This window comes from Alkalicaulis satelles (assembly GCF_008630495.1).
Taxonomy (GTDB): Bacteria; Pseudomonadota; Alphaproteobacteria; order Caulobacterales; family Maricaulaceae; genus Oceanicaulis; species Oceanicaulis satelles.
Genome location: NZ_VWOJ01000002.1, coordinates 712940 through 735119, shown reverse-complemented (window position 1 = coordinate 735119; position 22180 = coordinate 712940). Strand labels below are relative to the sequence as shown.

Annotated in this window: 26 protein-coding genes and 1 other RNA gene; 15 read left to right on the top strand and 12 right to left on the bottom strand. The window is 68.1% G+C overall.

Going from position 1 to position 22180, the window contains the following annotated elements; genetic code table 11:
• Positions 1-103 precede the first annotated feature (103 nt).
• A complete protein-coding gene (locus F1654_RS09190) occupies positions 104-1063 on the top strand; it encodes an alpha/beta hydrolase (protein WP_150023221.1) in 960 nt (319 codons plus the stop codon).
• Between the two features lie 3 nt (positions 1064-1066).
• On the opposite strand, the gene cysQ is transcribed toward F1654_RS09190, so the two are convergent.
• On the bottom strand, positions 1067-1861 hold the full coding sequence (gene cysQ, locus F1654_RS09185) for a 3'(2'),5'-bisphosphate nucleotidase CysQ (RefSeq protein WP_150023220.1): 795 nt from the start codon (positions 1859-1861) through the stop codon (positions 1067-1069).
• 23 nt (positions 1862-1884) lie between these two features.
• Complete coding sequence (glmM, locus tag F1654_RS09180) at positions 1885-3237, bottom strand: phosphoglucosamine mutase (protein ID WP_150023219.1); 1353 nt, start codon at positions 3235-3237, stop codon at positions 1885-1887.
• A 136-nt stretch (positions 3238-3373) separates the two neighbouring features.
• Here glmM and F1654_RS09175 point away from each other — a divergent pair, with 136 nt between their 5' ends.
• The 6 genes from F1654_RS09175 (at position 3374) to F1654_RS09150 (ending at position 6469) form a co-directional block, all read left to right on the top strand.
• Complete coding sequence (locus tag F1654_RS09175) at positions 3374-3712, top strand: DUF4164 family protein (protein ID WP_150023218.1); 339 nt, start codon at positions 3374-3376, stop codon at positions 3710-3712.
• Positions 3709-4080, top strand: a complete 372-nt coding sequence (locus F1654_RS09170; RefSeq protein ID WP_150023217.1) for a cell division protein ZapA — start codon at positions 3709-3711, stop codon at positions 4078-4080. The genes F1654_RS09175 and F1654_RS09170 overlap by 4 nt, the downstream gene beginning before the upstream one ends.
• A 34-nt stretch (positions 4081-4114) precedes the next feature.
• Positions 4115-4274: non-coding RNA, 6S RNA (gene ssrS / locus F1654_RS09165), on the top strand.
• A gap of 29 nt (positions 4275-4303) precedes the next feature.
• The gene (locus tag F1654_RS09160; RefSeq protein WP_150023216.1) at positions 4304-4879 is read left to right on the top strand and encodes a 5-formyltetrahydrofolate cyclo-ligase; all 576 of its coding nucleotides are present in this window, start codon (positions 4304-4306) and stop codon (positions 4877-4879) included.
• A 95-nt stretch (positions 4880-4974) separates the two neighbouring features.
• Positions 4975-5745, top strand: coding sequence for a ferredoxin--NADP reductase (locus F1654_RS09155; RefSeq protein WP_150023215.1), 771 nt, complete (start codon positions 4975-4977; stop codon positions 5743-5745).
• A 64-nt stretch (positions 5746-5809) separates the two neighbouring features.
• Positions 5810-6469: a hypothetical protein gene (locus tag F1654_RS09150; protein ID WP_150023214.1), complete on the top strand. Its 660-nt coding sequence runs from the start codon at positions 5810-5812 to the stop codon at positions 6467-6469.
• A 58-nt stretch (positions 6470-6527) separates the two neighbouring features.
• Here F1654_RS09150 and F1654_RS09145 read toward each other — a convergent pair whose 3' ends face one another.
• Positions 6528-7208 (bottom strand): zinc-ribbon domain-containing protein, encoded by a 681-nt coding sequence (locus F1654_RS09145; protein WP_150023213.1) that lies wholly within the window; start codon positions 7206-7208, stop codon positions 6528-6530.
• A 74-nt stretch (positions 7209-7282) separates the two neighbouring features.
• Here F1654_RS09145 and ftsE point away from each other — a divergent pair, with 74 nt between their 5' ends.
• From ftsE to F1654_RS09120, 5 genes are read left to right on the top strand one after another with little or no spacing between them, the layout of a single operon-like run.
• Positions 7283-8002: a cell division ATP-binding protein FtsE gene (ftsE, locus tag F1654_RS09140; protein ID WP_150023212.1), complete on the top strand. Its 720-nt coding sequence runs from the start codon at positions 7283-7285 to the stop codon at positions 8000-8002.
• Positions 7999-8898, top strand: coding sequence for a cell division protein FtsX (locus F1654_RS09135; RefSeq protein WP_150023211.1), 900 nt, complete (start codon positions 7999-8001; stop codon positions 8896-8898). The genes ftsE and F1654_RS09135 overlap by 4 nt, the downstream gene beginning before the upstream one ends.
• Positions 8895-9467 carry a YdcF family protein gene (locus tag F1654_RS09130; protein ID WP_150023210.1) on the top strand — a complete coding sequence of 191 codons (573 nt, stop codon included), beginning with the start codon at positions 8895-8897 and terminating at the stop codon, positions 9465-9467. Before F1654_RS09135 ends, F1654_RS09130 begins: the two co-directional genes overlap by 4 nt.
• A 30-nt stretch (positions 9468-9497) precedes the next feature.
• Positions 9498-10217 (top strand): lysophospholipid acyltransferase family protein, encoded by a 720-nt coding sequence (locus tag F1654_RS09125; protein ID WP_199200522.1) that lies wholly within the window; start codon positions 9498-9500, stop codon positions 10215-10217.
• Between the two features lie 7 nt (positions 10218-10224).
• Complete coding sequence (locus F1654_RS09120; RefSeq protein WP_150023209.1) at positions 10225-11292, top strand: DUF2125 domain-containing protein; 1068 nt, start codon at positions 10225-10227, stop codon at positions 11290-11292.
• A gap of 109 nt (positions 11293-11401) precedes the next feature.
• On the opposite strand, the gene F1654_RS09115 is transcribed toward F1654_RS09120, so the two are convergent.
• The 4 genes from F1654_RS09115 to F1654_RS09100 form a co-directional block, all read right to left on the bottom strand.
• Complete coding sequence (locus F1654_RS09115) at positions 11402-12667, bottom strand: FAD-dependent monooxygenase (protein WP_150023208.1); 1266 nt, start codon at positions 12665-12667, stop codon at positions 11402-11404.
• A 169-nt stretch (positions 12668-12836) separates the two neighbouring features.
• Positions 12837-13058 (bottom strand): 50S ribosomal protein L31, encoded by a 222-nt coding sequence (gene rpmE, locus F1654_RS09110; RefSeq protein ID WP_150023207.1) that lies wholly within the window; start codon positions 13056-13058, stop codon positions 12837-12839.
• 269 nt (positions 13059-13327) lie between these two features.
• Positions 13328-14344, bottom strand: a complete 1017-nt coding sequence (locus tag F1654_RS09105) for a peptidoglycan -binding protein (protein WP_150023206.1) — start codon at positions 14342-14344, stop codon at positions 13328-13330.
• A gap of 3 nt (positions 14345-14347) precedes the next feature.
• Positions 14348-15364, bottom strand: coding sequence for a hypothetical protein (locus F1654_RS09100; protein ID WP_150023205.1), 1017 nt, complete (start codon positions 15362-15364; stop codon positions 14348-14350).
• 176 nt (positions 15365-15540) lie between these two features.
• Between F1654_RS09100 and mtaB the strand changes: the two genes are divergently transcribed.
• Positions 15541-16866, top strand: a complete 1326-nt coding sequence (gene mtaB / locus F1654_RS09095) for a tRNA (N(6)-L-threonylcarbamoyladenosine(37)-C(2))-methylthiotransferase MtaB (RefSeq protein WP_150023204.1) — start codon at positions 15541-15543, stop codon at positions 16864-16866.
• Positions 16863-18041 carry a signal recognition particle-docking protein FtsY gene (ftsY, locus tag F1654_RS09090; RefSeq protein WP_150023203.1) on the top strand — a complete coding sequence of 393 codons (1179 nt, stop codon included), beginning with the start codon at positions 16863-16865 and terminating at the stop codon, positions 18039-18041. The genes mtaB and ftsY overlap by 4 nt, the downstream gene beginning before the upstream one ends.
• Before the next feature lie 21 nt (positions 18042-18062).
• On the opposite strand, the gene F1654_RS09085 is transcribed toward ftsY, so the two are convergent.
• The 5 genes from F1654_RS09085 to F1654_RS09065 form a co-directional block, all read right to left on the bottom strand.
• Complete coding sequence (locus F1654_RS09085; protein ID WP_150023202.1) at positions 18063-18695, bottom strand: malonic semialdehyde reductase; 633 nt, start codon at positions 18693-18695, stop codon at positions 18063-18065.
• 114 nt (positions 18696-18809) lie between these two features.
• Positions 18810-19370 (bottom strand): NifU family protein, encoded by a 561-nt coding sequence (locus F1654_RS14105; RefSeq protein WP_150023201.1) that lies wholly within the window; start codon positions 19368-19370, stop codon positions 18810-18812.
• 85 nt (positions 19371-19455) lie between these two features.
• Positions 19456-20268, bottom strand: coding sequence for an inositol monophosphatase family protein (locus tag F1654_RS09075; RefSeq protein ID WP_150023200.1), 813 nt, complete (start codon positions 20266-20268; stop codon positions 19456-19458).
• Positions 20269-20273: 5 nt separating this feature from the next.
• Entirely contained in the window at positions 20274-20663 is a 390-nt protein-coding gene (locus tag F1654_RS09070) for a helix-turn-helix domain-containing protein (RefSeq protein WP_150023199.1), read from the bottom strand.
• Between the two features lie 153 nt (positions 20664-20816).
• Positions 20817-21635, bottom strand: a complete 819-nt coding sequence (locus tag F1654_RS09065) for an N-formylglutamate amidohydrolase (RefSeq protein ID WP_233205204.1) — start codon at positions 21633-21635, stop codon at positions 20817-20819.
• Positions 21636-21809: 174 nt separating this feature from the next.
• On the opposite strand from F1654_RS09065, the gene cpdR reads away from it, so the two are divergent.
• Positions 21810-22178, top strand: coding sequence for a cell cycle two-component system response regulator CpdR (cpdR, locus tag F1654_RS09060; RefSeq protein ID WP_150023197.1), 369 nt, complete (start codon positions 21810-21812; stop codon positions 22176-22178).
• Positions 22179-22180 lie beyond the last annotated feature (2 nt).

The following is a 22180-nucleotide window of genomic DNA, read 5'->3' as shown; positions in this document are numbered from 1 at the left end:
GCGCGCTCCGGTCAAACAATGAGCGCTAGAGGTAGGCGATGGCGCGGCGCGATGGAAGGCGCTGGACTCTCCTGGCCCCCGCCCGCACTCTGGCCTCATCGCCATGACGAGGGGGGATGGCCTGGGGGGATGGGACTGGATGGACGCCGCCGCGCAAGGCTGGAGCGGGCTGCCCGGCTGGGTGCAGGGCGCGGTGCTGACGCTGGCGGGCGTGTATGCGCTGTGGGCGGTGCTGTTCGTGGCCCAGCGCCGGCTGATCTATTTCACCGACCCCACCCGCATCGCCCCCGCCGAGGCCGGCCTGACGCGCGCGCGAGAGACCGAGCTAAAGACCCGCGACGGCCAGACGCTGGTGCTGTGGCGCGCTGACCCGGCCTGGGAGGGCGCGCCTCATATCCTCTATCTGCACGGCAACAGGCGGGCGCTGTGGCGCCGGGCGCGCTTCTTTCGCATGTTCCTGGCCGCCGGCTGGGGCTTCACGGCGCTGGCCCACCGGGGCTTTAACGGCTCCACGGGACGTCCCGGCGAGCGGGTCAATGTGGCCGACGCCATTCTCACCCTCGACCAGCTCGCCTGCGAAGGCGTCGATCCCCAGGGCATTGTCATCTATGGCGAATCCATGGGCTCGGGCACGGCGGTGCAGGCCGCCGCAGTGCGGCCTGTGGGCGGGGTGATCCTGCATGCGCCCTATGACAGCTTCCGCGATATCGTGCGCGCGCGCACCGGCTGGATCCTGCCGCGCATGCTGTTCCGGGAGCGCTATGATTCCATCCGCCAGATCGCCCGCGTCACCGCGCCCATCCTGTGGCTGCATGGCGATGACGACCGGGTGATACCGCTCAGGCGCGGGCGCAGGCTCTATGACGCCGCGCAAGGGCCGAAATACGCCGCCCTGGTGAAGGGCGCCAACCATTTCGGCATCTATACCCAGCAGGTCTTCAACCAGCATATCCGGTTTTTCTGCGAAAGCGCCGCGCGCGCCAGCGCCGATCCGCGCGCCGAGGGCGAGATGAGCGTCATCGACCCGGTCATCCCCACCGAGGACGCCCGCCCCGAGCTGTGAGCGCTAGAGCGGCGCTTGCGCCCAGGCCACGAAGGGGCCGTTGAGATAGTCGGTTTCGGTCTTGCCGTAGCGGAAAGGACCGCCATCAGGACGCGTCACGGCGCCCCCCGCAGCGCTGAGCACGGCATGGCCTGCGCCGGTATCCCACTCCTTGGTGGGGCCGAAGCGCGGATACACGTCCGCAGCGCCTTCCGCCACCCGGCAGAATTTCAGCGACGAGCCGGCGCTCACCGCATCGGTAACACCCAGTTTCTCGGCGAAGCGGCGGGTTTGTTCGTCCGCGTGAGAGCGGCTCATCACAGCGGTCAGGCCGTTCGCCGGCGGCTGGCGCGTCGCGATGGGGCGGGCAGCGTCAGGATCGAAGGCGGCGCCCGGCGCCAGCTCTGCAGACGCCGCGCGCGCGCCGCCCAGCCAGATGCGCGACAGGGCCGGCGCGTAGACGCAGCCGGCCACCGGCGCGCGATCGCTGATGAGCGCGATATTGATGGTGAACTCATCATTTTTATTGATGAATTCCTTGGTGCCGTCGACCGGGTCCACCAGCAGGAATTCGCCTGCAATATCCGGGCGCAGGCCCGCCTCGAAGCTCTCTTCGGCCAGCACGGGCACGCCGGGCATCAGGCCTGCCAGTTCGTGCAGGATCACCGCTTCGGCGCGCTTGTCCGCCTCGGTCACGGGGGAGCGGTCGGATTTCTGCTCTGCCGAGAACTCACCGGCATAGACCTCCATCACCGGCACGGCGGCCTTGGCGCAGATGACCGCGAAGGCGCGCGCGAGCTGGTCGATATCGGTGATCATGACTTCTCCTTGCCGCCTGGCGCTCAGGCGCGCGCCGCTGCGCTGACCGCTGCGCAGATATCATCGACCACATGGGCCACCAGCTTGCGCTCGCCCTCGGCCATGACCCGGATGAGAGGCTCGGTGCCCGATTTGCGCACCAGCAGCCGGCCCTTGCCATTCAGGCGCGCCTCGCCCGCCGCGATGGCGGCCTGGACCGCGTCGGCGCCCAGCGGGTCGGCGCCGGGCGCATAGCGCACATTCTTCAGGATTTGCGGCGCCGGCGTGAACACGCGCATAAGCTGGCTGGCCTTCTTGCCGGACTCCACCAGCAGCGCCAGCACCTGCAGAGCGGCGATCAGCGCATCGCCCGTGGTGGCGAAATCGGACAGCACCAGATGGCCTGACTGCTCGCCGCCCAGATTGAAACCGCCCGCGCGCATGGCCTCGACCACATAGCGGTCGCCTACCTTGGCGCGCTCCATGCGGATGCCGGCCTCGGCGAGCGCTTTTTCCAGCCCGATATTGGTCATCACCGTGGTGACCACAGTGTCATGGGCCAGCCGCCCCGAGGCCTTGAAGGCCAGGGCGATGAGGCCGATCAGCTGATCGCCGTCAATGACCCGGCCGGTTTCGTCGCTGACGATCAGCCGGTCCGCATCGCCATCAAAGGCGATGCCGATATCAGCGCGGTATTTGAGCACCTGCTCGGCCATGGTCTGGGGCGAGACCGCGCCGCATTCCTCATTGATATTGAAGCCGTTGGGATCGATGTTCAGCGGCACCACGTCCGCGCCCAGCTCCCACAGAATGCGCGGGCCCACCTTGTAGGCCGCGCCATGGGCGCAATCGACCACGATGCGCAAATTCGACAGGCGCATGGCGCGCGGGAAGGTCGCCTTGACGATTTCCATATAGCGCGCGGCGGCGTCATCCACGCGCTTGGCCCGGCCCAGATCGGCGGGCGCGGCCAGCGCCTCGGCCGGATCGGAGTCCATCAGGGCCTCGATCTCCAGCTCGGCCGCGTCATCCAGCTTGAACCCGTCAGGGCCGAACAGCTTGATCCCGTTATCCTTGTAGGGGTTGTGCGAGGCGGTGATCATCACGCCCAGATCGGCGCGCAGCGAGCGCGTCAGCGTCGCCACAGCCGGGGTCGGCACCGGTCCGAACAGGGACACGTCCATCCCTGAGCTGGTGAAGCCCGCCGTCAGCGCGTTTTCCAGCATATAGCCCGACAGCCTTGTGTCCTTGCCGATCACCACTGAATGGCGCCCGCCCCCGGCGCGGCGGAAATAGCGCGACGCCGCCATGCCCAGGCGCAGCGCGGTTTCGGCCGTCATGGGGAAGCTGTTGGTCTCGCCGCGCACGCCGTCCGTGCCGAAATAGCGCTTGGTCATGAAGCTCTCCTGCGCGTCAGGTCCCAAGACCTGTCTGACTTATGGCTGATCCGCAAGACCGGCGCCAGTGCGCGGGTCTGCGCGCGCCCTCACGCATCGCTTGAACTTTTCCGCGCAAAAGCGGATTCTGCCGTCCATGAGCGAGGCTGCACCCCCTGACGACGCCGATCCGCTGGCCGAGGCCGGCGCCCGGCTTGAGCGCGCGGTTTCGGCTGTGGCCGCCCGCATGGACGGCCTGTCCCGGCGCGCCGGGGATGCGGGGGCGGAATCCGCCGCCGCCCGCAGCGCCGATGAAGACCGCGCCCGGCTCGCCGCCGCCCTGGACGAGGCGCGCGGGCGCGAGCACGAACTGGCCGGGGCCGCCCGGGACGCCAGCGCCGCGCTGGTCCAGGCCGAACAGGCGCTTCAGGCCCTGCTCGACGCCAAACCGGCGCCAGAAGACCCCGCGGTGGATGATGCGGAGGACGAGGCGTGAGCAAGGTCACGATTTCCCTCAATGGCCGCGCCTTCACCATTGGCTGCGAGGACGGCCAGCAGGCCTATCTGCGCGAGCTCGCCGCTCATCTGGACGGGCATGTGCGCGATCTGGCCGAGCGTGTCGGACAGATCGGCGATGTGCGCCTCCTGCTGATGGCCGCCCTGATCGTGGGCGACGAGCTGCGCGAGGCGCAGGGGCGCATCGAGGCGCTGGAGGAGGACCTGACCGAAACGCGCGGGCGCCTGTCCCAGGCCGAGGCGCGCAGGCGCGCCGACAGGGCGCGCGCCGCCGAAGCGATCAATACTGCAGCCGCCCGGCTGGAAGCGCTGGTTCAACCCGGCGCAAGCGATGAGCAAGACGCTTGAGGCCGGACCGGTTCAGCCCCATCTTCTGTAACGGCGGTAGCTCGTTCGTGCGCCAGGCCTTAACATCCCGGCGACCTTACATCTCTGAGAGGGAGCTGCCTCTGACGCGGACCGTGGTCCCCGTCACGCGGCGCCCACCTGGTTTACCGGGTCATCAGGGTTGGACAACGGCCAGCGGCGAAACCGGCGCCGCCACCTTTCCCCTTCCAAACAGGACAGGGGCATGCTGACCATCTGGCGCAAACAGCAGGCGCGCAAGCGCGCACTGAAAACCCGCCTGGCGGCTCACAAGGCCGATCCGCAAGCCGGCGAACGTCTGGCCGCCCGCTTCCCTGACGCCCTCTGGCCGCCGCTCCACAGCGTTGTGGCCGGCTACCGCCCGGTGCGCGGAGAGATCGACCCCGGCCCGCTGATGGAAACCTTCTGGTGCGAGCAGGCGCGCCTGGCCCTGCCCTGCGTCGACGGGCCGGACCAGCCACTGACATTCCGGGCCTGGGCGCCGGGCGATGAGCTGGAAACCGGCGCCTATGGCATCGAAACGCCCGGCGCGGGCGCGCAAACCCTCACCCCCGCCCTCATCCTGGTTCCCCTCCTGGCCTTCGATCATGAAGGCCGCCGGCTGGGCTATGGCGGGGGATATTATGACCGCACGCTGGCGTCCTTGCGCGCGCAAGGCCCCGTCACGGCGGTGGGTCTCGCCTATGCCGCCCAGCGCATGAAGCGCGTGCCCTGCGCGGGCCATGACATGCGCCTGGACTGGATCGTCACCGAAGAGGGCGCGCTGAAGGCGGGATCGTGAGTTCCGGCCCCCCTGCGACACAGTGCGGCGGTTGGCAAGCGCATGGCGCGCGCCTAGAAGCCTTGCCAGACTGAGGCCAAGGACGGGGTTCGCGCATGGCGGCGGTGACGGAACAGACTGTGCTTTCGGTGCGTCATTACACTGACCGGCTGTTCGCCTTCCGGGTGACGCGCCCGCAGAGCTTCCGCTTCCGCTCGGGCGAGTTCGTGATGCTGGGGCTTGAGGTGGACGGCAAGCCGCTTCTGCGCGCCTATTCGGTGGCCAGCCCCGCCTGGGACGAGGAGCTGGAATTCTTCTCCATCAAGGTGCCTGGCGGCCCGCTGACCTCGCGCCTCCAGCACATCCAGGTGGGCGACAGGATCCTTCTGGGAACCAAGTCGGTGGGCACTCTGGTGCTGGACGCGCTCGTGCCCGGAGAGCGGCTCTATCTTTTGTCCACCGGCACCGGCATCGCGCCCTTCGCCGCCGTCGTGCGCGACCCGGAAACCTATGAGCGCTTTTCCAAGGTGATCCTTACCCATACCTGCCGCGAAGCCGCAGAGCTGGATTATGGCCATGAGCTGGTGGCGGCGGCGCGCGCGGACGTTCTGGTGGGCGAGATGGCGTCCAAACAGCTCATCCACTACCCCACCACCACGCGCGAACCCTCAGAGCGCATGGGGCGCATCACCACGCTGATCGAATCTGGCGAACTCTTCAATGAACTGGGCGTGGCGCCGTTTGATCCGGCCCGCGACCGGGTGATGATCTGCGGCTCCATGGAGATGCTCGCCGACCTCAAGGCCCTGTGCGAAAAAGCCGGTCTGGAAGAAGGCTCCAACGCCCGCCCCGCCCATTATGTGGTTGAAAAGGCGTTTGTGGGGTAGGGGGCGCTTGCCTGAGTCTGAACGCGGGCGTTAATCTCGCGCATCAGGAGTGCAGGAGGGGCAAATGCTCGCACTGATCTTAGCGCTGACGCTGGCAGGCGGCCTTCCCGGCACAGAAGTTATCTGCACTCTCCTTGCAGAAAGCGAACAGCCAGATGGTGAGCGCGGGCCTGACCGGCTGTTGGCTGACTGCCCTGCCGGTCTTCCCGAAGCGGCAGACATACAACTGGCCGCCGACTCCGCCCTAGCGGCCATTTCATTGCCATTGCCGGAGCCAAGCAGGCGTTGGGGACCGCCTCCTCATATCGAAATTGCCGAAAATCTGGTCATGGTGCGCCATGAAGCGGGCTGGGCGCCAGCGTTGGGTCAAATTCTGGTCCGCGCAGAGCCGTTAATGCCGGTTTCGGCCGTAGAGATGGGTGCACGCCATATGGCCTGCGCCCTGGCGCTGCGGCCTGATTCCGCTGGCGTGCCGGTTGATCCCGAGGTCCATTGCGCTTCTGGGCGACAGACCCGGCGCGTTAGCCGTGTCACCAATCCCGCCATGCAGGATGCTGCAACCCGTATGCGGCTGGCCCCGGTGGAAATGCTCTACTGTCTCGATGAACAGGTCGCTGTGCGGGCCCTGGTTGTCTACCGGGACTCAAGCGCGAGAAACTCTGAAGGCCAGATACCTATATCCGATATCAACGCTCTTCCCAATTTGTGCGTCACGCCTGATTAGCCTGTTAGCCCCATCCATTTGCGCGGCAATGCTGGAACAACAGTTGAGACCTTCCGCCTCACCCCTCCACGATCACCTCGACGCGCACCGCGGCGTCGGGCGGGGCGGTCATCAGGGTGCGGAAGCGCTCTGACCCGCCGCCTGGCAGGGCGGTGGATTCCAGAACGACGCGCCATTCGGCCAGCACATTGCCGTGCTCATCCAGCGCCATGGCCTTGAGCGGCGCAGTACGGCGCAGGCGCGCTGTGGTGTTGCGCACCACGCCTTCCACGATCAGGGAGGGCGCGCCGTCCACATCTTCAAACATCGCGCCGAGATCTTCCACCTTCAGGCCTGTGGGATGGGTCTCCAGCCCCACAGCGGCATAGGCGCCCGCAGCATGCGGGAAGGCCGACACGATATCGGCGCGCAGGAACACCGCGCCAGCCAGCATGACCACCAGGGCGGCTGCCACGCCCGCCCAGCCCGCGCCTTCGGCGGCCAGGCGCGCCTTGCGGCGGCGGGCCTCGGCGCGCGCGCGCACGGCGGCGGCGGGCTTGTCCTTCAGGCTGGGCGCAGGCTCAGGCTCGGGCGCGGCGGGTTTGGGGCGCGGCTCGGCGGGTTCTGACAGCGTCAGCGCCTCGGCCTCCACCTGCCAGTGATGGCCACAGGACGCACAGCGCACCCGTCCGCCCCGCGCCTCCAGCGCGGCAGGCTCGACGCGGTATTTCGCATCACAGCTCGGACAGGTGACGATCATGGACGCACGGCTCGCTTTTCCTGCATAGTTGACGGCGAATCCTGCAACTTCGTACAGGCCCGCACCGCCGAGTGATGACCCCGACACCGCGCCCTTCACCGGACCTGACGCGCGAGACCGACCCTGCGGTGCGGTTCGATGCGGTAGGCCTGCGTTATGGCCGCGGACCGGAAATCCTCAGCGATCTCAGCTTTGATCTACCAAGCGGAAGTTTCCATTTCCTCACCGGACCGTCCGGCGCGGGCAAGTCGTCGCTCCTGCGCCTGATCTATCGCGATCGCCAGCCCTCGCGCGGGCTGATCTCCCTGTTCGGGCGCGACACCGCCCTCATGCCGCGCGAGGATCTGCCCGGGCTGCGCCGCCGGATCGGGGTGGTGTTCCAGGATTTCCGCCTGCTGGGGCATCTTAGCGTATTCGACAATGTGGCCCTGCCGCTGCGCGTGGCTGGACAGGCGCGCGCCAGTTACGCTGATGACGTGGCCGATCTGCTGGCCTGGGTGGGGCTGGGAGAGCGGCTCCACGCCCTGCCCGCCAGCCTGTCAGGCGGAGAACAGCAGCGCGCCGCCATCGCCCGGGCGGTGATCTCGCGCCCTGATCTCCTGATCGCAGACGAGCCCACCGGCAATGTGGATCCGGCCATGGCGCACCGGCTCCTGCGTCTGTTTGTGGAGTTGAACCGGCTGGGGACCACCGTGCTGATCGCCAGCCATGACATCACCCTGGTGCGCTCGCTGAACGCGCCGGTTCTGGAGCTGGCGGAGGGACGGCTTGTCAGCAAGCCGAAAGCCGCATGAGCACACAGGACAAGCCCCGCCGCACCGCGCCGCTGCTGCCGCCTGACCATGCGCGCGACCGGCCCCTGTTCGCCGTAGCGGCGATCCTGGTGTTCCTGGCGAGCCTGGCCGCTCTGGGCGCGGCGGGCGCCTGGCGCGCCTCGGATGGCTGGACCGCTCAGTTGGCGGGCGAGTTGACCGTGCAGCTCATCGCCGTGGATGGCCGCGATGCGGACGCCGACGCCTATCTGGCCGCCCAGCAGATTGCGCGCCTGCCCGGCGTGATTTCCGCCGATGCGCGCAGCCGGGCCGACGCCGAAGCGCTGCTGCGTCCCTGGCTTGGGCCGGCGGGCCTGCCCGATGACCTGCCCGTGCCGCGCCTGATCGCCGTGCGCATCGATCCCGAAAACCCGCCCGCGCCGGGCGCCATCGAGACGCTCCTGAGCGATGAGCCCTATGAGGTGGCGGTGGATGATCACGCCCGCTGGGAGGCCGCCGTGCAGCAGGCCGCCGGGGCGGTGCGCTATTTCGCTCTGGCGCTGATGGGCGTGCTGGTGCTGGCGGCGGGCGCGGTGATCACATTCGCTGCGCGCGCCTCGCTGGCGGCGCGCTGGGATGTGGCCGAGGCGCTGCACCTGGTCGGCGCGCCGGACCGGTATGTGACCGGGATATTCCAGCGGCGCTTCTTCTTCCTGGGCCTGAAGGCCGGGCTGGCGGGCGCGGTGCTGGCCGTGGGCGCCGGGCTGGCGCTGGCTGAAGCGGGCGGCGCGGCGGGACAGGCCTTCTTCCTGCCCGGGCTGGATATCGGCTGGAGCGCCGCGGCCATCCCGCCCGTGGCGGCCCTGGCCTCGGCCCTGATCGCCGCTGGCACGGCGCGCCTGGCCGTGGGTGCCGAGCTGAAGGCGCGCTGGCCATGAGGGGCGCATTGTCGGCTGCACGCCTGATCGCGTTTGTGGCGCTGTTCGCCTTCGCCACCGGATTCGCCCTGTTCCTCAACGAGGCGCGCGGTTATGGCCCTGACCCGTTGGTGAGCGCGCCGGGCGCGGTGGTGCTCACCGGCGGGGGCGGGCGGGTGGCGACGGGGGTGGAGCTGTTGCAATCGGGACAGGCCGGGCGCCTGCTCATCTCCGGGGTCAATCCGGGCAGCCCGCCGGCTGATATCGCCGCCGCCGCCGGCGCGCCGGACGATCTGTTTGACTGTTGTGTGGATTTCGGGCTGGAGGCGGCCAACACCGCTGGCAATGCGATTGAAACCGCGGCCTGGGCGCGCGAACGCGGCTATGGCGCCATCCTGGTGATCACCAGCGATTACCACATGCCCCGCGCCCTGCTGGAATTGCGGGCTGCAGCACCCGATCTTGACCTGATCGCCTATGGCGTGTCCGCTCCCGCTCCCTGGTCCAGCACCGCCCAGGCGCGCCGCTGGCTGCAGGAATATCTCAAATACGCCGCCGTGTTCGCGCGCGAGCGCGCGGCGGGCCGCTGACGGCCCCAGACCCTTGGATGACCCCTTGTGATGCATGTGATCGGTTCGGCCCTGTTTGTAGTGTGGATGTACGGGCTTATGGCCGTGCTGGGCGTCCTGTTCGCGCCCACCCTCCTGGGTCCGCGCGAATGGACGCGCGCCGCCTTCCGGGTCTATCTCGCACTGGTTTTCGCAGGCTTGCGCGTGCTTTGCGGCGTGCGTTACCAGGTGAAAGGGCGCGAGTTCTTGCCCGAGGGCGGAGCGCTGGTCGCCTCCAAGCACCAGTCCATGTTCGAGACCCTGGCCCTGTGGGCGATCCTGCCCGATCCGGCCATCATCCTGAAAAAAGAGCTCAGCTATCTGCCCTTTTTCGGCTGGTACGCCATGAAGCTGAAAAATATCAAGGTGGACCGCGCCGCCGGGGCCAAGGCGCTGCGCGCCATGCTCAAACAGGCCCGCGAACGGGCGGGCGAAGGCCGCCAGGTGGTGATCTTTCCGCAAGGCACCAGACTGGCGCCGGGCGAGCATGAGAGCTACAAGCCGGGCGTGGCCGGGCTGTATTCGGCCATGGGCGCGCCCTGCATTCCGGTGGCGCTCAATTCAGGGCTTTACTGGCCGCCGCGCGGCTTTGTGCGCCGGCCCGGGACCATCATCGTGGAATTCCTGCCCGCGATTGAGCCGGGCCTTGCCAAGGACGCGTTCATGGCCGAGCTGGAAACCCGCATCGAGACCGCCTCCAACGCCCTTCTCGCCAGCGCCCGGGAGGGCTGACCCCAAGATGAGCCGCTCCGCCTCACCATCCTCGCGCCTGACCCTGTTCATCCCGTTCGCCCTCTTGGCGGCTGCGGTCATCATCCATGGCGCCTACTGGGTCTGGATGTCGGGCGAGATTCGCGCCGCCGCTCATGACTGGATCGAAGAACAGGAAGAGGCCGGTTACACCATCGCCTATCAGGACCTGGAGGTGACAGGTTATCCCTTCCGCTTCTCGGTGCGCGCATCTGACCCGCACATCACAGCGCCGGCGCAAGCGGGCGGGTGGAGCGCGCGCTATCAGCGCCTGGCGGCCACGGCGCAGTTCTACAATCTCAATCACTGGATTTTGGTGCTCGATGGCGCAGGCGAATTCGCCGTGGATATGGCCGGCGGCCCGGCGCGCTACCGCATCGATGCGGACGCCGCGCGCGTCTCCGTGGTAGCGGCTGGCGGCGCCACCACGCGGTTGGGCGCAGAGTTCACAGGCCTGGCCCTGACAGCGCTGGAAGGCCCCGAACCGGTGTTCAGCGGTCTGGACCGGCTGGTCGCCGAAGGACTGGCCGGCGCGGACGACACCTTCGCCCTGCGCCTGGAAGTCACCGGGGCGCGCTATGGCGCTGGCGCCTTGCCGGAGAATGTGGCGCAGGCCTTCGGGCGCGAGGCGGAGCTGGTGCGGCTGGATGCGCGCCTGCGCGCCTGGCCCTTGCTGGCGGCCACGGGCGATACCGGACACTGGGCGCGCGAGGGCGGCGCCATCGAGGTGCGTCAGGCGCGCCTGGAATGGGGCGCGGCCCTGATCAGCGGTTCGGGCGAGCTGACGCTGGACGCGCTGACGCGCCCGGCGGGACGGCTCAGCGTGATCGTGTCCAATCCCGAACGCCTGTCGGGCGCGCTGGTGGCGGCCGGCCTGGTCAATGAAGAACAGGGCCAGGCCCTGCGCCTGGCCGCGCTGATGGCGCCGCCGCGCCAGGAAGGCATCGCCTTGCCCCTGCGCCTGCAGGACGGTGCGGTGTTTCTGGGGCCTGCGCGGCTGGGCGCGCCGCGCCGCCTGAATCCGGAAACGGGCGCGCCTGCGGAAAACCCGCTATAAGTATCGCTAGAGCGTAATCGGCAAAACTGGGAACCGGTTTTCGGATAAATTGCGCTCCAGATCATAGCCCTGGAGCGTGTGGCCTGACGCAGTCAGGTCCGGTCACGCTCTAAAGGCTGAGCGGCTCGCCGCGCAGAAGGGCAGGCAGATCGCCAGTCTCGCCGCCCGCCGTGCGCATGAAGAAGCGCCGGGCCGCCGGAATGCGGTCCACCATGGACAGGCCGAGCCCGCGCACGGTGCGGATCATGGCATGATCATTGGCGAACAGGGCGTTGATGGCGTCCGTGCCCAGGGCCAGCGCCGCTGAGTCGGTCCGCCGCCAGCGGTCATACCGCCCCAGCACCGCTTCAGATCCGATATCCAGCCCGGCCCGCTTGGCCTCCACCACGCCGTCGGCCAGCGCCGCCGCATCGCGTATGCCCAGATTGAAGCCCTGACCGGCGATGGGATGGATGGCCCGGGCCGCATCGCCCACCAGCGCCAGGCGCGGCGCGTGAAAGCGCTCGGCCATGCGAAGACCCAGGGGATAGCGCCAGCGCTGGCTGACCGGGCGCACCGCGCCGAGAAAATCACCAAAGCGCGCCTCCAGCGCCTCCTGGAAGCCGGCCTCGTCCATGGTTTCAAGCGCATGGGCCGCCGCTGTGCGTTCGGTCCACACCAGGCTGGAGCGCTTGCCCGGCAGAGGCAGGATGGCGAAGGGACCGGCGGGCATGAATACCTCATAGGCCACGCCCTGGTGATCGCGCTCATGCTCCACCGTGAGCACCAGCGCGTCCTGATTATAACGCCGCCCGAAAGTGCGGATGACCGCCTGTTCGCGCAAGGGAGAGGCCTTGCCGTCGCACGCCGCCACCATCGCGGCCTCCAGCATGCGCCCGTCGTCCAGGGTCACGCGCGCGCGCGCGCCCAGATCTTCCATGCCCGTTACCCGGGCGGGCGCAAACACAGTCAGCCCCGCCGTATCAGCGGCCCGGGCCAGCGCCAGGCGCGTATGACGGTTTTCGGCCATCCAGCCCAGCGGCTCGCCATCGTCTTCGGGATGAATTTCGCGGCGGTCGAAATGCAGCTGGTCCGGGCCCGGCCCGCCGCGCTTCAGCCCGTCCAGGGGCCGCGAATCCACCACCAGAATGTCTTCAATGCGCCGGGCATGGGGCTGGAGATGATCCGCTGCGCCCACCGCCTCGAGCACGCGCCAGCTGGTGTAGGCCAGCGCCGAGGCGCGCCCGTCAAAGGCTGGCGCGGTGCGCGCGTCCAGCGCCAGCGCATCCACCACCGCCACGGCAAGGCCCGCGCGGTGCAGGGCCAGCGCCAGCGTCAGGCCGGCCAGGCCGCCGCCCGATACGATCACATCACCGGAAAACACAGCTTTGCTCATGGGCCACACCATAACGCGCGCAGCGCCCGGGAAAAGCGCCACGGCGCCGCAGGGCGCGGGCAGGCCAGCGCTGAAACGGAAAACGCCCGCAGCCGAGGGGGGGCTGCGGGCGTTCCTCTAAAGGCGATGGTGGAGCCAGGCTCTCGTCCGATCGAGGGGGGATGGACGGTTAGACACCAAAGCCTTTGAACTTGTCCTTGAATTTCGAGACGCGGCCCGCGCGGTCCAGGAGGGTCTGGGTCCCGCCGGTCCATGCCGGATGAGTGCGCGGGTCGATGTCCAGGTTCAGAACATCGCCTTCTTTGCCGTAGGTGGAGCGGGTCTTGAACCGGGTCCCGTCGGTCATCACCACCTCGATGAAGTGGTAGTCCGGGTGAATGTCCTGTTTCATTGCGCCGCTCCGGCCCTCATCCGTCAGCCCCGCCCGAAGGCGGACAGTCTGACATGTGTTGCGTTTCGATCCTCCGGACAGTCTGCACGCGGGACTTGCCGCCCGCACATGCAATCCTGCCGAAATTGAGCGGCGGTGTATATACCCCACACGCGCGCGAGACAAGCGCCCAGACTCAGCGTGAAGCAGGTCAAGGACTTAACCGTAACAGCGCCGTTACAATCTTGTGGATATCCGTGCCCGGACGGTTTGGCGGCGCCTCTGATCGCCTATCGCGCGTCCAGTTTCAGCTCGATTCTGCGGTTGCGGGCATAGGCTTCCGCGGTGCGCCCCTGGGCGATGGGGTGATGCTCGCCAAAGCCCGCCGCCAACAGGCGCCGCGACGGCACGCCGCGCGATTCCAGATATTCGATCACTGACAGGGCGCGCGCGGTGGACAGCTCCCAGTTGGACCGGAAGGGCGCGCTGGGACCCAGCGGCACCCGGTCGGTATGGCCGTCCACGCGCAGCACCCAATCCAGATCGGAGGGCAATTCACCGATCAGCTGCAGAATCGCGTCGGCGATGGGGGTGAGCGCCGCGCGGCCATCCTCGGACAGCTCCGCTGAGCCCGAGGCGAACAATATGTCGGTTTCGAACACGAAGCGGTCACCCGATACGCGCACGCCCGAGCGGTCGCCCAGAACGCCCATCATGGCTTCCAGAAAATCGGAGCGGTAGCGCGCCAGGCGCGCCACCTCGCTGGCCAGCGCCGCATTCAGCCGGCGGCCCAGATTGACCACTTCGGCCTCCAGCTCGGCCTCGCGCGCCTCGGCGGCGTTCAGAGCCTCATTGAGGCGCGCCAGCTCCTCGCGCAGGGCGGCCATCTGGTTGTTCAAAAGCGCGATGGTGGCCTGGGCCTCCTCGCTCAGCGCCTCTTCCTCCTCCAGCGCAGCCCGGGCCGCGGCCAGCCCTTCGCGCAGGCCCGCCATGGAGGCTTCCAGCGCCAGGTTGGTGGCGGCCAGCGCGTCGCGCTCGCTCTCCAGCCCGCGCACGCGCAGGGCCAGCTGCTCGTTCTCGCTGCGCGCCAGATTGAGCTCCTGGGCCAGGGTGGACAGGCGCGCATTGAGCTCGGCGAGCTGTTCGTCCCGGCCTGACAGGGCGGTGGAAAGGGCGAACTGGCCCGCCGTGAACACCGCCAGCAGGAACACGATCACCAGCAAGAGCGTCGCCAGCGCGTCCACAAAGCCCGGCCAGTAATCGCCCTGGTCGTTCTGGCCGAACTGGATATGGCGCGGCAGGGCCATGGGCTAGCGTCCCTCGCCGCCGCGTTCGCGGTTGAGCCGGGCCTGGGCTTCCAGCGCGCGCACCAGCACCTTGATCTCATCGCGCAGGAGCCGGGCGGCCTCGCGCTGGCTTTCGGCCGAATCCTCGGCGAAGCGCGTCATGATGGTTTCCAGCTGGCGGGTGTGGCGCTCCAGCGTGTGGGAGAGCCGGTCGAGCGCGTCCGCGCTCTGCTCCAGCAGCGCGCCCACATAGGCGCCGCCCGTCTCCTCGCCCGCCCCGGCAGGCCCCGCCGCCGACAGGCGCGAGATGGAGGAGAGCCATTCCTCCACCTCGTTATAGAAACGGTTCTGCGCCCGGCTCGCCTGCAGCTCCAGGAACCCGATGATCAGCGACCCGGCCAGGCCGAACAGGGATGAGGCGAAGGCCGTGCCCATGCCCTGGACCGGTTCTTCAATGGCGGCCATCAGGGCCATGGCGTCGGCCTCGCCGGCGCCCGTGGCGGTGGCTGACACTGCGCGCACGGCGTCGCCCACATCCGACACCACCAGCAGCAGGCCGTAGAACGTGCCCAACAGGCCGAGGAAGATCAGAAGCCGCCCGAAATAGCGTGTGAACGCGCCGCTCTCCGCCATGCGCGCAGCCACTGAATCCAGCACCACGCGCGCCGAGGCCGCCGACAGGCGCGAGCGCCCGTCCGCCGCATCGGTGATCAGCGCCGCCATGGGCGCGATCAGGGCCGGCGGAGACGGCAGGTCTTCAGGGTGATCGGCATCATGCAGGCGCACCAGCCAGCGCGCGCTCGGCCCGATGGCCAGCGCCTGCTGGAAGGTGTAGGCGATGCCGATCACCAGCACGCCCAGAATGACGCCATTGATCGCCGGATTGGCCTGAAATGCGGTGACCAGCGGCGCAGCCAGCAAGGCGCATATGCCCGCCACCGCGGCGATGAACACCATCATCCACAGGATGTACTGGCCCGGCCCGGTAAAGCGCGCCTTGCGCGCCACAGGCTGGCGGGTGGCGGAATCATACTGCGTCATGACCGTCCCTTGATCTGGCGGTACCGTTCGCCGTCGGCTGGCAGGCCTGCAGACTGGCTTGGCCCCTTCAGCCATGAAAGGCAAGGCTTCGGGCGGAAATTGGGCGCGCCGGGACCGTCATGCAGCGCACGCGCCCGGCTTGACCGCGCCCCGCCCCGCGCCCACTTTGCGCGCGCATGAACGAGCTGGACGCCATCACCGCCCCCGAGGTTCCCGAACAGGGCCCTGACGCGCCTGCGCGCGGGGTGGAGATCGTCACCTTCGGCTGCCGGCTGAACGCCTGGGAGAGCGAGGTGATGCGCGATCACGCCCGCGCCGCCGGCCTTCAGGACGCCGTGATCGTCAACACTTGCGCGGTCACGTCGGAAGCCGTGCGCCAGGCGCGCCAGACCCTGCGCCGGCTGCGCCGCGAACGCCCCGATGCGCGCCTGATCGTCACCGGCTGCGCCGCCCAGATCGAGCCCGAGCGCTTTGCGCGCATGGCCGAGGTGGACACAGTTCTGGGCAATGCCGAGAAGCTGCGCGCCGAGAGCTTCCAGACGCTGGCGGTATCCGGCGGCGAGCGGGTCAGCGTCGGCGATATCATGCAGGTGCGTGAAATCTCGCCCCATCTGGTGGACGGGCTGGAGGACCGGGCCCGCGCCTTCGTGCAGGTCCAGACCGGATGCGATCACCGCTGCACGTTCTGCGTCATCCCCTATGGCCGGGGTAATGCCCGCTCCGCGCCGGCGGGCGAGGTGGTCGATCAGGTGCGCCGCCTGGTGGAGACCGGCCATAGCGAGGTGGTGCTCACCGGCGTCGATCTGACCAGCTGGGGCGGCGATCTGCCCGGCGCGCCCAAGCTCGGCCGTCTGGTGCGCGCGATCCTGAAGCAAGTCCCCGAGCTGAGGCGCCTGCGCCTGTCGTCCATCGACGCCATCGAGATTGATTCCGACCTGATGCGCGTGATCGCCGAGGAGGAGCGGCTGTGCCCCTATATGCATCTGTCGCTGCAGGCGGGCGATGACATGATCCTGAAACGCATGAAGCGCCGTCATCTGCGCGATGACGCTATCGCCCTGACCCGGACTTTACGCGCCGCGCGGCCCGATATCGCGTTCGGCGCAGACCTGATTGCGGGCTTTCCCACCGAGACCGAAGACATGTTCGCCAACACGCTGGCTCTGGTGGAGGAGTGCGATCTCGCCTTCGTGCACGCCTTCCCCTTCTCGCCACGGCCCGGCACGCCCGCCGCGCGCATGCCCCAGCTGGACCGCGCGGTGATCAAGGATCGCGCCGCGCGCCTGCGCGAGGCCGGAGCGAAGGCGCTCGCCCGCCATCTCGAGCGTCATCAGGGCGCCGAGCTGGAGGTGCTGATGGAGCGCGGCGGCCAGGCCCGCGCGGCCGATTTCACCCCGGTGCGCATCGACGCCCCCGCCCGGCCCGGCGCGCTGATCCGTGCGGCGGTCACCGGTCATGACGGGCAGAGACTGACCGCCCAGGCGCTGGAGGCCGCCCCATGAGCTGGTTCCGTTTCGGTTTTGGCAAGAAGGATGCGGCAAAAGACGCGGTGAAAGACGAAACGCCCACGCCGGAGGCTGTTGAGTCTGAGGCTGTTGAGTCTGAGGCTGTTGAGATTGAGGCGCTGGCGGAGCCGGACGCCGCCTCTGAACCTGCGCCGCAAGCTGCACCTGCCCCTGAACCCGCCCCACAACCTGCCACCGAACGGGCCGCAGAACCTGAACCCGCCCCGGCCCCTGACATTCCCGCCGAGCCTGCCCGCAAGGGGCTGCTGGCGCGGCTGGCGGCGGGGCTGAAGAAATCCTCCTCGCGCCTGTCGGACTCCTTCACCACGCTGTTCTCAAAGCGCCGCCTGGATGATGCGGCGCTGGAAGAGCTGGAGGAATTGCTGATCGCGGCCGATCTGGGCGCCGCCGCCGCAGCACGCGTCACCGCCCGGCTGGCCCGCGACAAGTTCGACAAGGAAGTCACCGGCGACGATATCCGCGAGGCGCTGGCCGGGGTGGTCGCCGAAACTTTGACCCCGTGTGAGCAGCCGCTGGACATGTCCGGCCCGGCCCCGCGCGTGGTGGTGTTCGTGGGCGTCAACGGCTCGGGCAAGACCACCACGCTGGGCAAGATCGCAGTGAAAATGGCGCGCGAGGGCGCCTCTGTCGTCACCGCAGCGGGCGACACGTTCCGCGCCGCCGCCGTTGAGCAATTGCAGGTCTGGTCAGAGCGTGCGGGCGCGCGGTTTTTATGCCGGCCCATCGGCTCGGATGCGGCGGGGCTGGCCTATGACGCGGTGGAGACGGCAAGGCGCGAGGGCGCGAACGCCGTGCTCATCGACACGGCAGGACGGCTGCAGAACAAGGCCGAGCTCATGGAGGAGCTGCGCAAGATCATCCGTGTGATCCGCAAGATCGACGAGAGCGCGCCCCACCATGTCATTCTGGTGCTGGACGGCACGGTGGGCTCCAACGCCCTGTCCCAGGCCGAAGCCTTTATCGAGGCGGGCGGGGTGACCGGCGTGATCATGACCAAGCTGGACGGCACCGCCAAAGGCGGCGCGCTGGTCCAGGTGGCCGAGCGGTACAATCTGCCCATCCACTTCATCGGCGTCGGGGAGGGCGAGGCGGACCTGCAAGCCTTCAGCGCCCGGGATTTCGCCCGGGCGCTGTCCGGTCTTGAAGTGTGATGGCTCAGGCTTGAGCGCGCGTCAGGACAGGATCGACGCCGCCGTATCAAAGCCGAGCTTGGGCAGGCGCGGGAATAGCTTGTCCTCGGTGCCATAACCCAGATTGATCAGGAAGTTGGAGCGCCAGGCGCCCATCTTCTCATCACCCTTGAAGAAGGTCTCGTCCACGCCCGCCTTGTCAAAGCCGGACATGGCGCCGCTGTCCAGGCCCAGCGCGCGCGCGGCCAGGATCAGATAGGCGCCCTGGAGCGAGCTGTTGCGGAAACCGTTCTCAAAGCGCGCCTCGTCGCTGGCGAACCAGTCGCGCGCTTCGGGATTGTGCGGGAACAGCTCGGGCACCTTGTCATGGAAATTCCAGTCCCAGGCCAGCACCACGGTGACCGGCGCGGTCATGGTCTTCTCCACATTGGACTCAATCAGGTGCGGGCGCAGACGCGCCTTGGCGTCACCTTTCAGGAACAAAAAGCGGGCCGGGCTCTGATTGGCGCTGGTGGGGCCGTATTGCAACAGCTCGTAGAGCGCCTTGAGCGTGGTGTCGGAGACATCCCGGTCAGTCCAGGAATAGAAGGTGCGCGCGCCGCGGAAAAGCTGGTCGAGCGCATGATCGTCCAGCGGATTGTGACGGTCGGCAAGGGCGAGCGGGGCGTTGGACATGGGCAGGTCTCCTGAAAGCTTGGGCCGTTATGATCAGGGTCTGGACTTAGGTCACGGCCCCGCCAGGCGCCACCCCGCGCCCGGGAAACACCCTGTTTCGCAGCCGGAAACGGCCTAAACCACCGCCTCCACGGCCGTGACCTCAGGCACATAGTGCTTGAGCAGATTCTCGATGCCCTGCTTGAGGGTGTAGGTGGAGGACGGGCAGCCCGCACAGGCGCCGCGCATGTGCAGCTGCACCACGCCGCTGCCCTCGTCATAGGCGTGGAAGACGATATCCCCGCCATCGCGCGCCACAGCCGGGCGTACGCGGGTGTCGATCACGTCCAGTATCTCTTTCACAATACCTTCGGCCTCGCCCTCATAGGCGGCGTGGCCGGTTCCGGCGGCGCCGTCGAACAGAGGCCGGCCCGACTGCACCGCATCCATGATCACGCCCAGAATGGCCGGGCGGATATGGATCCAGTCAGCGTCCTCGTGCTTGGTGACGGAGACGAAATCCTCCCCGGCGAACACCCCGGCCACGCCTTCAATGGCGAACAGATCACGGGCCAGCAGAGAGGATTGCGCAGCTTCCGCCGTGGCGAAATCGCGCGGCGTATCCGGCGAGATGGCCTGGCCGGGCAGGAATTTCAGCGTGTCGGGATTGGGGGTGGGTTCGGTCTGGATGAACATATCGGGGCCGCCTTTGCCGTGTCGGTCAACACATGGCGCGGCGGCGGCGCAGGTTCAACCCTTCGAGGTTTGCGGGCTTTGCGCCTTACCGAGCCGCATCACGCAGCGCCTCAAGTGCGCGCGCGTGCAGGCCGGGGCTGGCCGCGGCGACCACCTGACCGCCTTCATGGCAGGGTCCGCCGCGCCAGTCGGTGATGACGCCCCCGGCGCCGGTCACAACGGGCGCCAGCGCGGCCACGTCCCAGGGCTTGAGCCCGTTCTCCACCACCAGATCCACACCGCCCAGCGCCAGGGCGGCGTAGCCATAGGCGTCCAGCCCGTAGCGGCGCACCCGCGCCTGAGCGGCCAGACGGCTGAAGGCTTCAGCCTCCGCGCCCGCAAACAGGCCGGGGTCGGTGGTGGAAATGATCATCTCGTCCAGCCGGGTGACGGGCCGGGTGGCCAGCGGCGTGCGTTCGCCCTGGTGATCGAGCCAGGCGCTCTGGCCCGTGATCCCCAGAAAGCGCTCGCCGGTGAAGGGCTGGTCGATAACGCTGGCCAGAGGGCCGTTCGCATCGTTGAGCGCGATCAGTACGCACCAGGTGGGCAGACCCGCGATATAGGCGCGCGTCCCATCAATAGGGTCAATGACATAGGTGCGGCCGGTGCGCGATGGGCTCGCCGCATGCTCCTCGCCCAGCACGCCATCGCCGGGCCTGTGTTGTGCGATCAGGGCGCGCAGGGCGGTCTCGATATCCCGGTCCGCAATGGTGACAGGATCATACGCCGCGCCTGAAGCAGCGCCCTTGGAGTCAGCGCCGATCCCGGTGCGGAAATGGCGCAGGGCCAGCGGACGCGCCGTATCCGCCAGCTGCGCCAGAAAGACCAGCTCGTCCTGAAGGCCGTGTGCGGACCGCATCGCGGTCAGGCGGCGTCAGTCTTGCTATCGGGATCCAGCGAGCGGGCCAGCTCCAGCAGACGCCGGCGCGGACGCTCATTGAGCTTGTAATAGGCCCGGATCAGATCGAGGGTCTCTTTTTGCGACAGGATGTCGGCGGCGATGTGCTCGCCTTCAGGCACCGCGCTCTCGCCGCGGCCCGACAGCCCTTCGTAGAAATACTGGACCGGAACGTCCAGCGCTTCAGCGATCTCGAACAGGCGGCTGGCGCTCACGCGGTTGGCGCCGCTTTCATATTTCTGGACCTGCTGGAAACGGATGCCCACGGACACCGCCAGCTGCTGCTGGGTCAGGCCCAGCAGGCGGCGGCGGCGGCGAATGCGCTTGCCGACATGGTGATCAATGGCGTTGGTCATGTCCGTCAGTTCCTTACAAACGTCCGAAGCGCCGAATCGGCGCGATATGGTCCGGACAAATTATATTAGCGCTCGGGCACCAAGTCACACGCTTTTTCCCCGTGCAAGGGTATAGCGCAGGCTTGCTCGCCATGTCACGGTAAAGTCACTGAATCATTCAGCAGCCCGCAGCACGCCGGTGCTGTCTTCGATCATCGCTTCAATCCATTGAGTCAGCGCTTTTGTCAGGGCTGGCATGCGCGCCGAAGGCCGCACCTGGCGTTCATCCAGATACAGGCCGCGATTGATTTCGATCTGAAGCGCCTGAACCCCGGAGGCCGGGCGCCCGTAATGTTCGGTTGTATACCCGCCCGCATAGGGCCGGTTGCGCATCACCGTGAAGCCGAGGGCGCGGAACTGGGTCTCGGCGCGCGCCGTCAGGGCGCGGCTGCAGGATGCGCCATAGCGGTCGCCCAGAACAATATCCGCGCCGCGCGCACTGGCCGCCGGCATGGAATGCCAGTCAATCAGCACCGCCTCGCCACAGACTTGCCGGGCCGCCTCCAGCTCGCTGCGCAAGGCTGTGTGATAGGGCCTGTAACAGTGCGCCAGCCGCTCATGCGCCTCGCTCAGCGCCAGGCGTCCGGCATAGAGCGCGCGGCCATCCGCCGCCACGCGCGGGATAACCCCCAGCCCCGCAGCCGCCCGGGCGCTGACCTGAGCCAAACCGGCAGGCGGCGGATCAAACATGTCGGGGTCCAGCTCGTCTTCACTGCGGTTCACGTCCACAAAGACACGCGGGAACAGCGCCTTGATCACCGGCACGCCCAGATCCGGCGCCCGTGCAAGGAGCTCGTCCACATAGGCGTCTTCAGACTGGCGCAGCACGCCCAGCGGCAGGCTGGCGCGCGCCAGGGCCCGCCCTGTATAATCCCGGCCTGAATGAGGGGACGCAAAGACAAGGGGCGAAACCCGCCGGGCCGGCGCGTGCACGTGTACCGGCGCTCTTTCAGGCGCCGCATCAGTTTTGGGATCGGGGCCGGTCATATATTGCAGTCTCGCCTTGCGCTCATGTGAGGTCAATCTCTGGCCCGCCAACACCGTTCAGCAGACCTTTACCCTGATGTGTCAGGCTGAAAGACGGTGGAAACAAGAAGGGGGCGCCTGATGGCCCGCATACTCCTGGCCGAAGACGACGATTCCATGAGGGATTTCCTGGCCAAGGCGCTGGAACGCGCCGGCCATGAGGTGGACAGCGTCGCAGACGGCGAAGAAGGTCTGACCGCTCTGGGCGAAGCGCCCGGCGGTTATGACCTGCTGCTGACCGATATCGTCATGCCCGGCGTGGACGGGATCGAGCTGGCCCGGCGGGCCGCCGAGATCGATCCGCGCCTGAAGATCATGTTCATCACCGGCTTCGCCGCCGTGGCCCTGAACGCCGGCGCCAACGCCCCGGCCCAGGCCAAGGTGTTGTCCAAGCCCTTCCATCTGCGCGATCTGGTCAATGAAGTCGCCCGGGTCATGGAAGCAGCCTGAGA

Bases quoted from the DNA above. Each gene is read 5' to 3' on its own strand.
- F1654_RS09190 (WP_150023221.1), top strand. From the start codon at position 104: ATGACGAGGGGGGATGGCCTGGGGGGATGGGACTGGATGGACGCCGCC.
- cysQ (WP_150023220.1), bottom strand. From the start codon at position 1,861: ATGATCACCGATATCGACCAGCTCGCGCGCGCCTTCGCGGTCATCTGC.
- glmM (WP_150023219.1), bottom strand. From the start codon at position 3,237: ATGACCAAGCGCTATTTCGGCACGGACGGCGTGCGCGGCGAGACCAAC.
- F1654_RS09175 (WP_150023218.1), top strand. From the start codon at position 3,374: ATGAGCGAGGCTGCACCCCCTGACGACGCCGATCCGCTGGCCGAGGCC.
- F1654_RS09160 (WP_150023216.1), top strand. From the start codon at position 4,304: ATGCTGACCATCTGGCGCAAACAGCAGGCGCGCAAGCGCGCACTGAAA.
- F1654_RS09155 (WP_150023215.1), top strand. From the start codon at position 4,975: ATGGCGGCGGTGACGGAACAGACTGTGCTTTCGGTGCGTCATTACACT.
- F1654_RS09150 (WP_150023214.1), top strand. From the start codon at position 5,810: ATGCTCGCACTGATCTTAGCGCTGACGCTGGCAGGCGGCCTTCCCGGC.
- F1654_RS09145 (WP_150023213.1), bottom strand. From the start codon at position 7,208: ATGATCGTCACCTGTCCGAGCTGTGATGCGAAATACCGCGTCGAGCCT.
- ftsE (WP_150023212.1), top strand. From the start codon at position 7,283: ATGACCCCGACACCGCGCCCTTCACCGGACCTGACGCGCGAGACCGAC.
- F1654_RS09135 (WP_150023211.1), top strand. From the start codon at position 7,999: ATGAGCACACAGGACAAGCCCCGCCGCACCGCGCCGCTGCTGCCGCCT.
- F1654_RS09130 (WP_150023210.1), top strand. From the start codon at position 8,895: ATGAGGGGCGCATTGTCGGCTGCACGCCTGATCGCGTTTGTGGCGCTG.
- F1654_RS09125 (WP_199200522.1), top strand. From the start codon at position 9,498: ATGCATGTGATCGGTTCGGCCCTGTTTGTAGTGTGGATGTACGGGCTT.
- F1654_RS09120 (WP_150023209.1), top strand. From the start codon at position 10,225: ATGAGCCGCTCCGCCTCACCATCCTCGCGCCTGACCCTGTTCATCCCG.
- F1654_RS09115 (WP_150023208.1), bottom strand. From the start codon at position 12,667: ATGAGCAAAGCTGTGTTTTCCGGTGATGTGATCGTATCGGGCGGCGGC.
- rpmE (WP_150023207.1), bottom strand. From the start codon at position 13,058: ATGAAACAGGACATTCACCCGGACTACCACTTCATCGAGGTGGTGATG.
- F1654_RS09105 (WP_150023206.1), bottom strand. From the start codon at position 14,344: ATGGCCCTGCCGCGCCATATCCAGTTCGGCCAGAACGACCAGGGCGAT.
- F1654_RS09100 (WP_150023205.1), bottom strand. From the start codon at position 15,364: ATGACGCAGTATGATTCCGCCACCCGCCAGCCTGTGGCGCGCAAGGCG.
- mtaB (WP_150023204.1), top strand. From the start codon at position 15,541: ATGAACGAGCTGGACGCCATCACCGCCCCCGAGGTTCCCGAACAGGGC.
- ftsY (WP_150023203.1), top strand. From the start codon at position 16,863: ATGAGCTGGTTCCGTTTCGGTTTTGGCAAGAAGGATGCGGCAAAAGAC.
- F1654_RS09085 (WP_150023202.1), bottom strand. From the start codon at position 18,695: ATGTCCAACGCCCCGCTCGCCCTTGCCGACCGTCACAATCCGCTGGAC.
- F1654_RS14105 (WP_150023201.1), bottom strand. From the start codon at position 19,370: ATGTTCATCCAGACCGAACCCACCCCCAATCCCGACACGCTGAAATTC.
- F1654_RS09075 (WP_150023200.1), bottom strand. From the start codon at position 20,268: ATGCGGTCCGCACACGGCCTTCAGGACGAGCTGGTCTTTCTGGCGCAG.
- F1654_RS09070 (WP_150023199.1), bottom strand. From the start codon at position 20,663: ATGACCAACGCCATTGATCACCATGTCGGCAAGCGCATTCGCCGCCGC.
- cpdR (WP_150023197.1), top strand. From the start codon at position 21,810: ATGGCCCGCATACTCCTGGCCGAAGACGACGATTCCATGAGGGATTTC.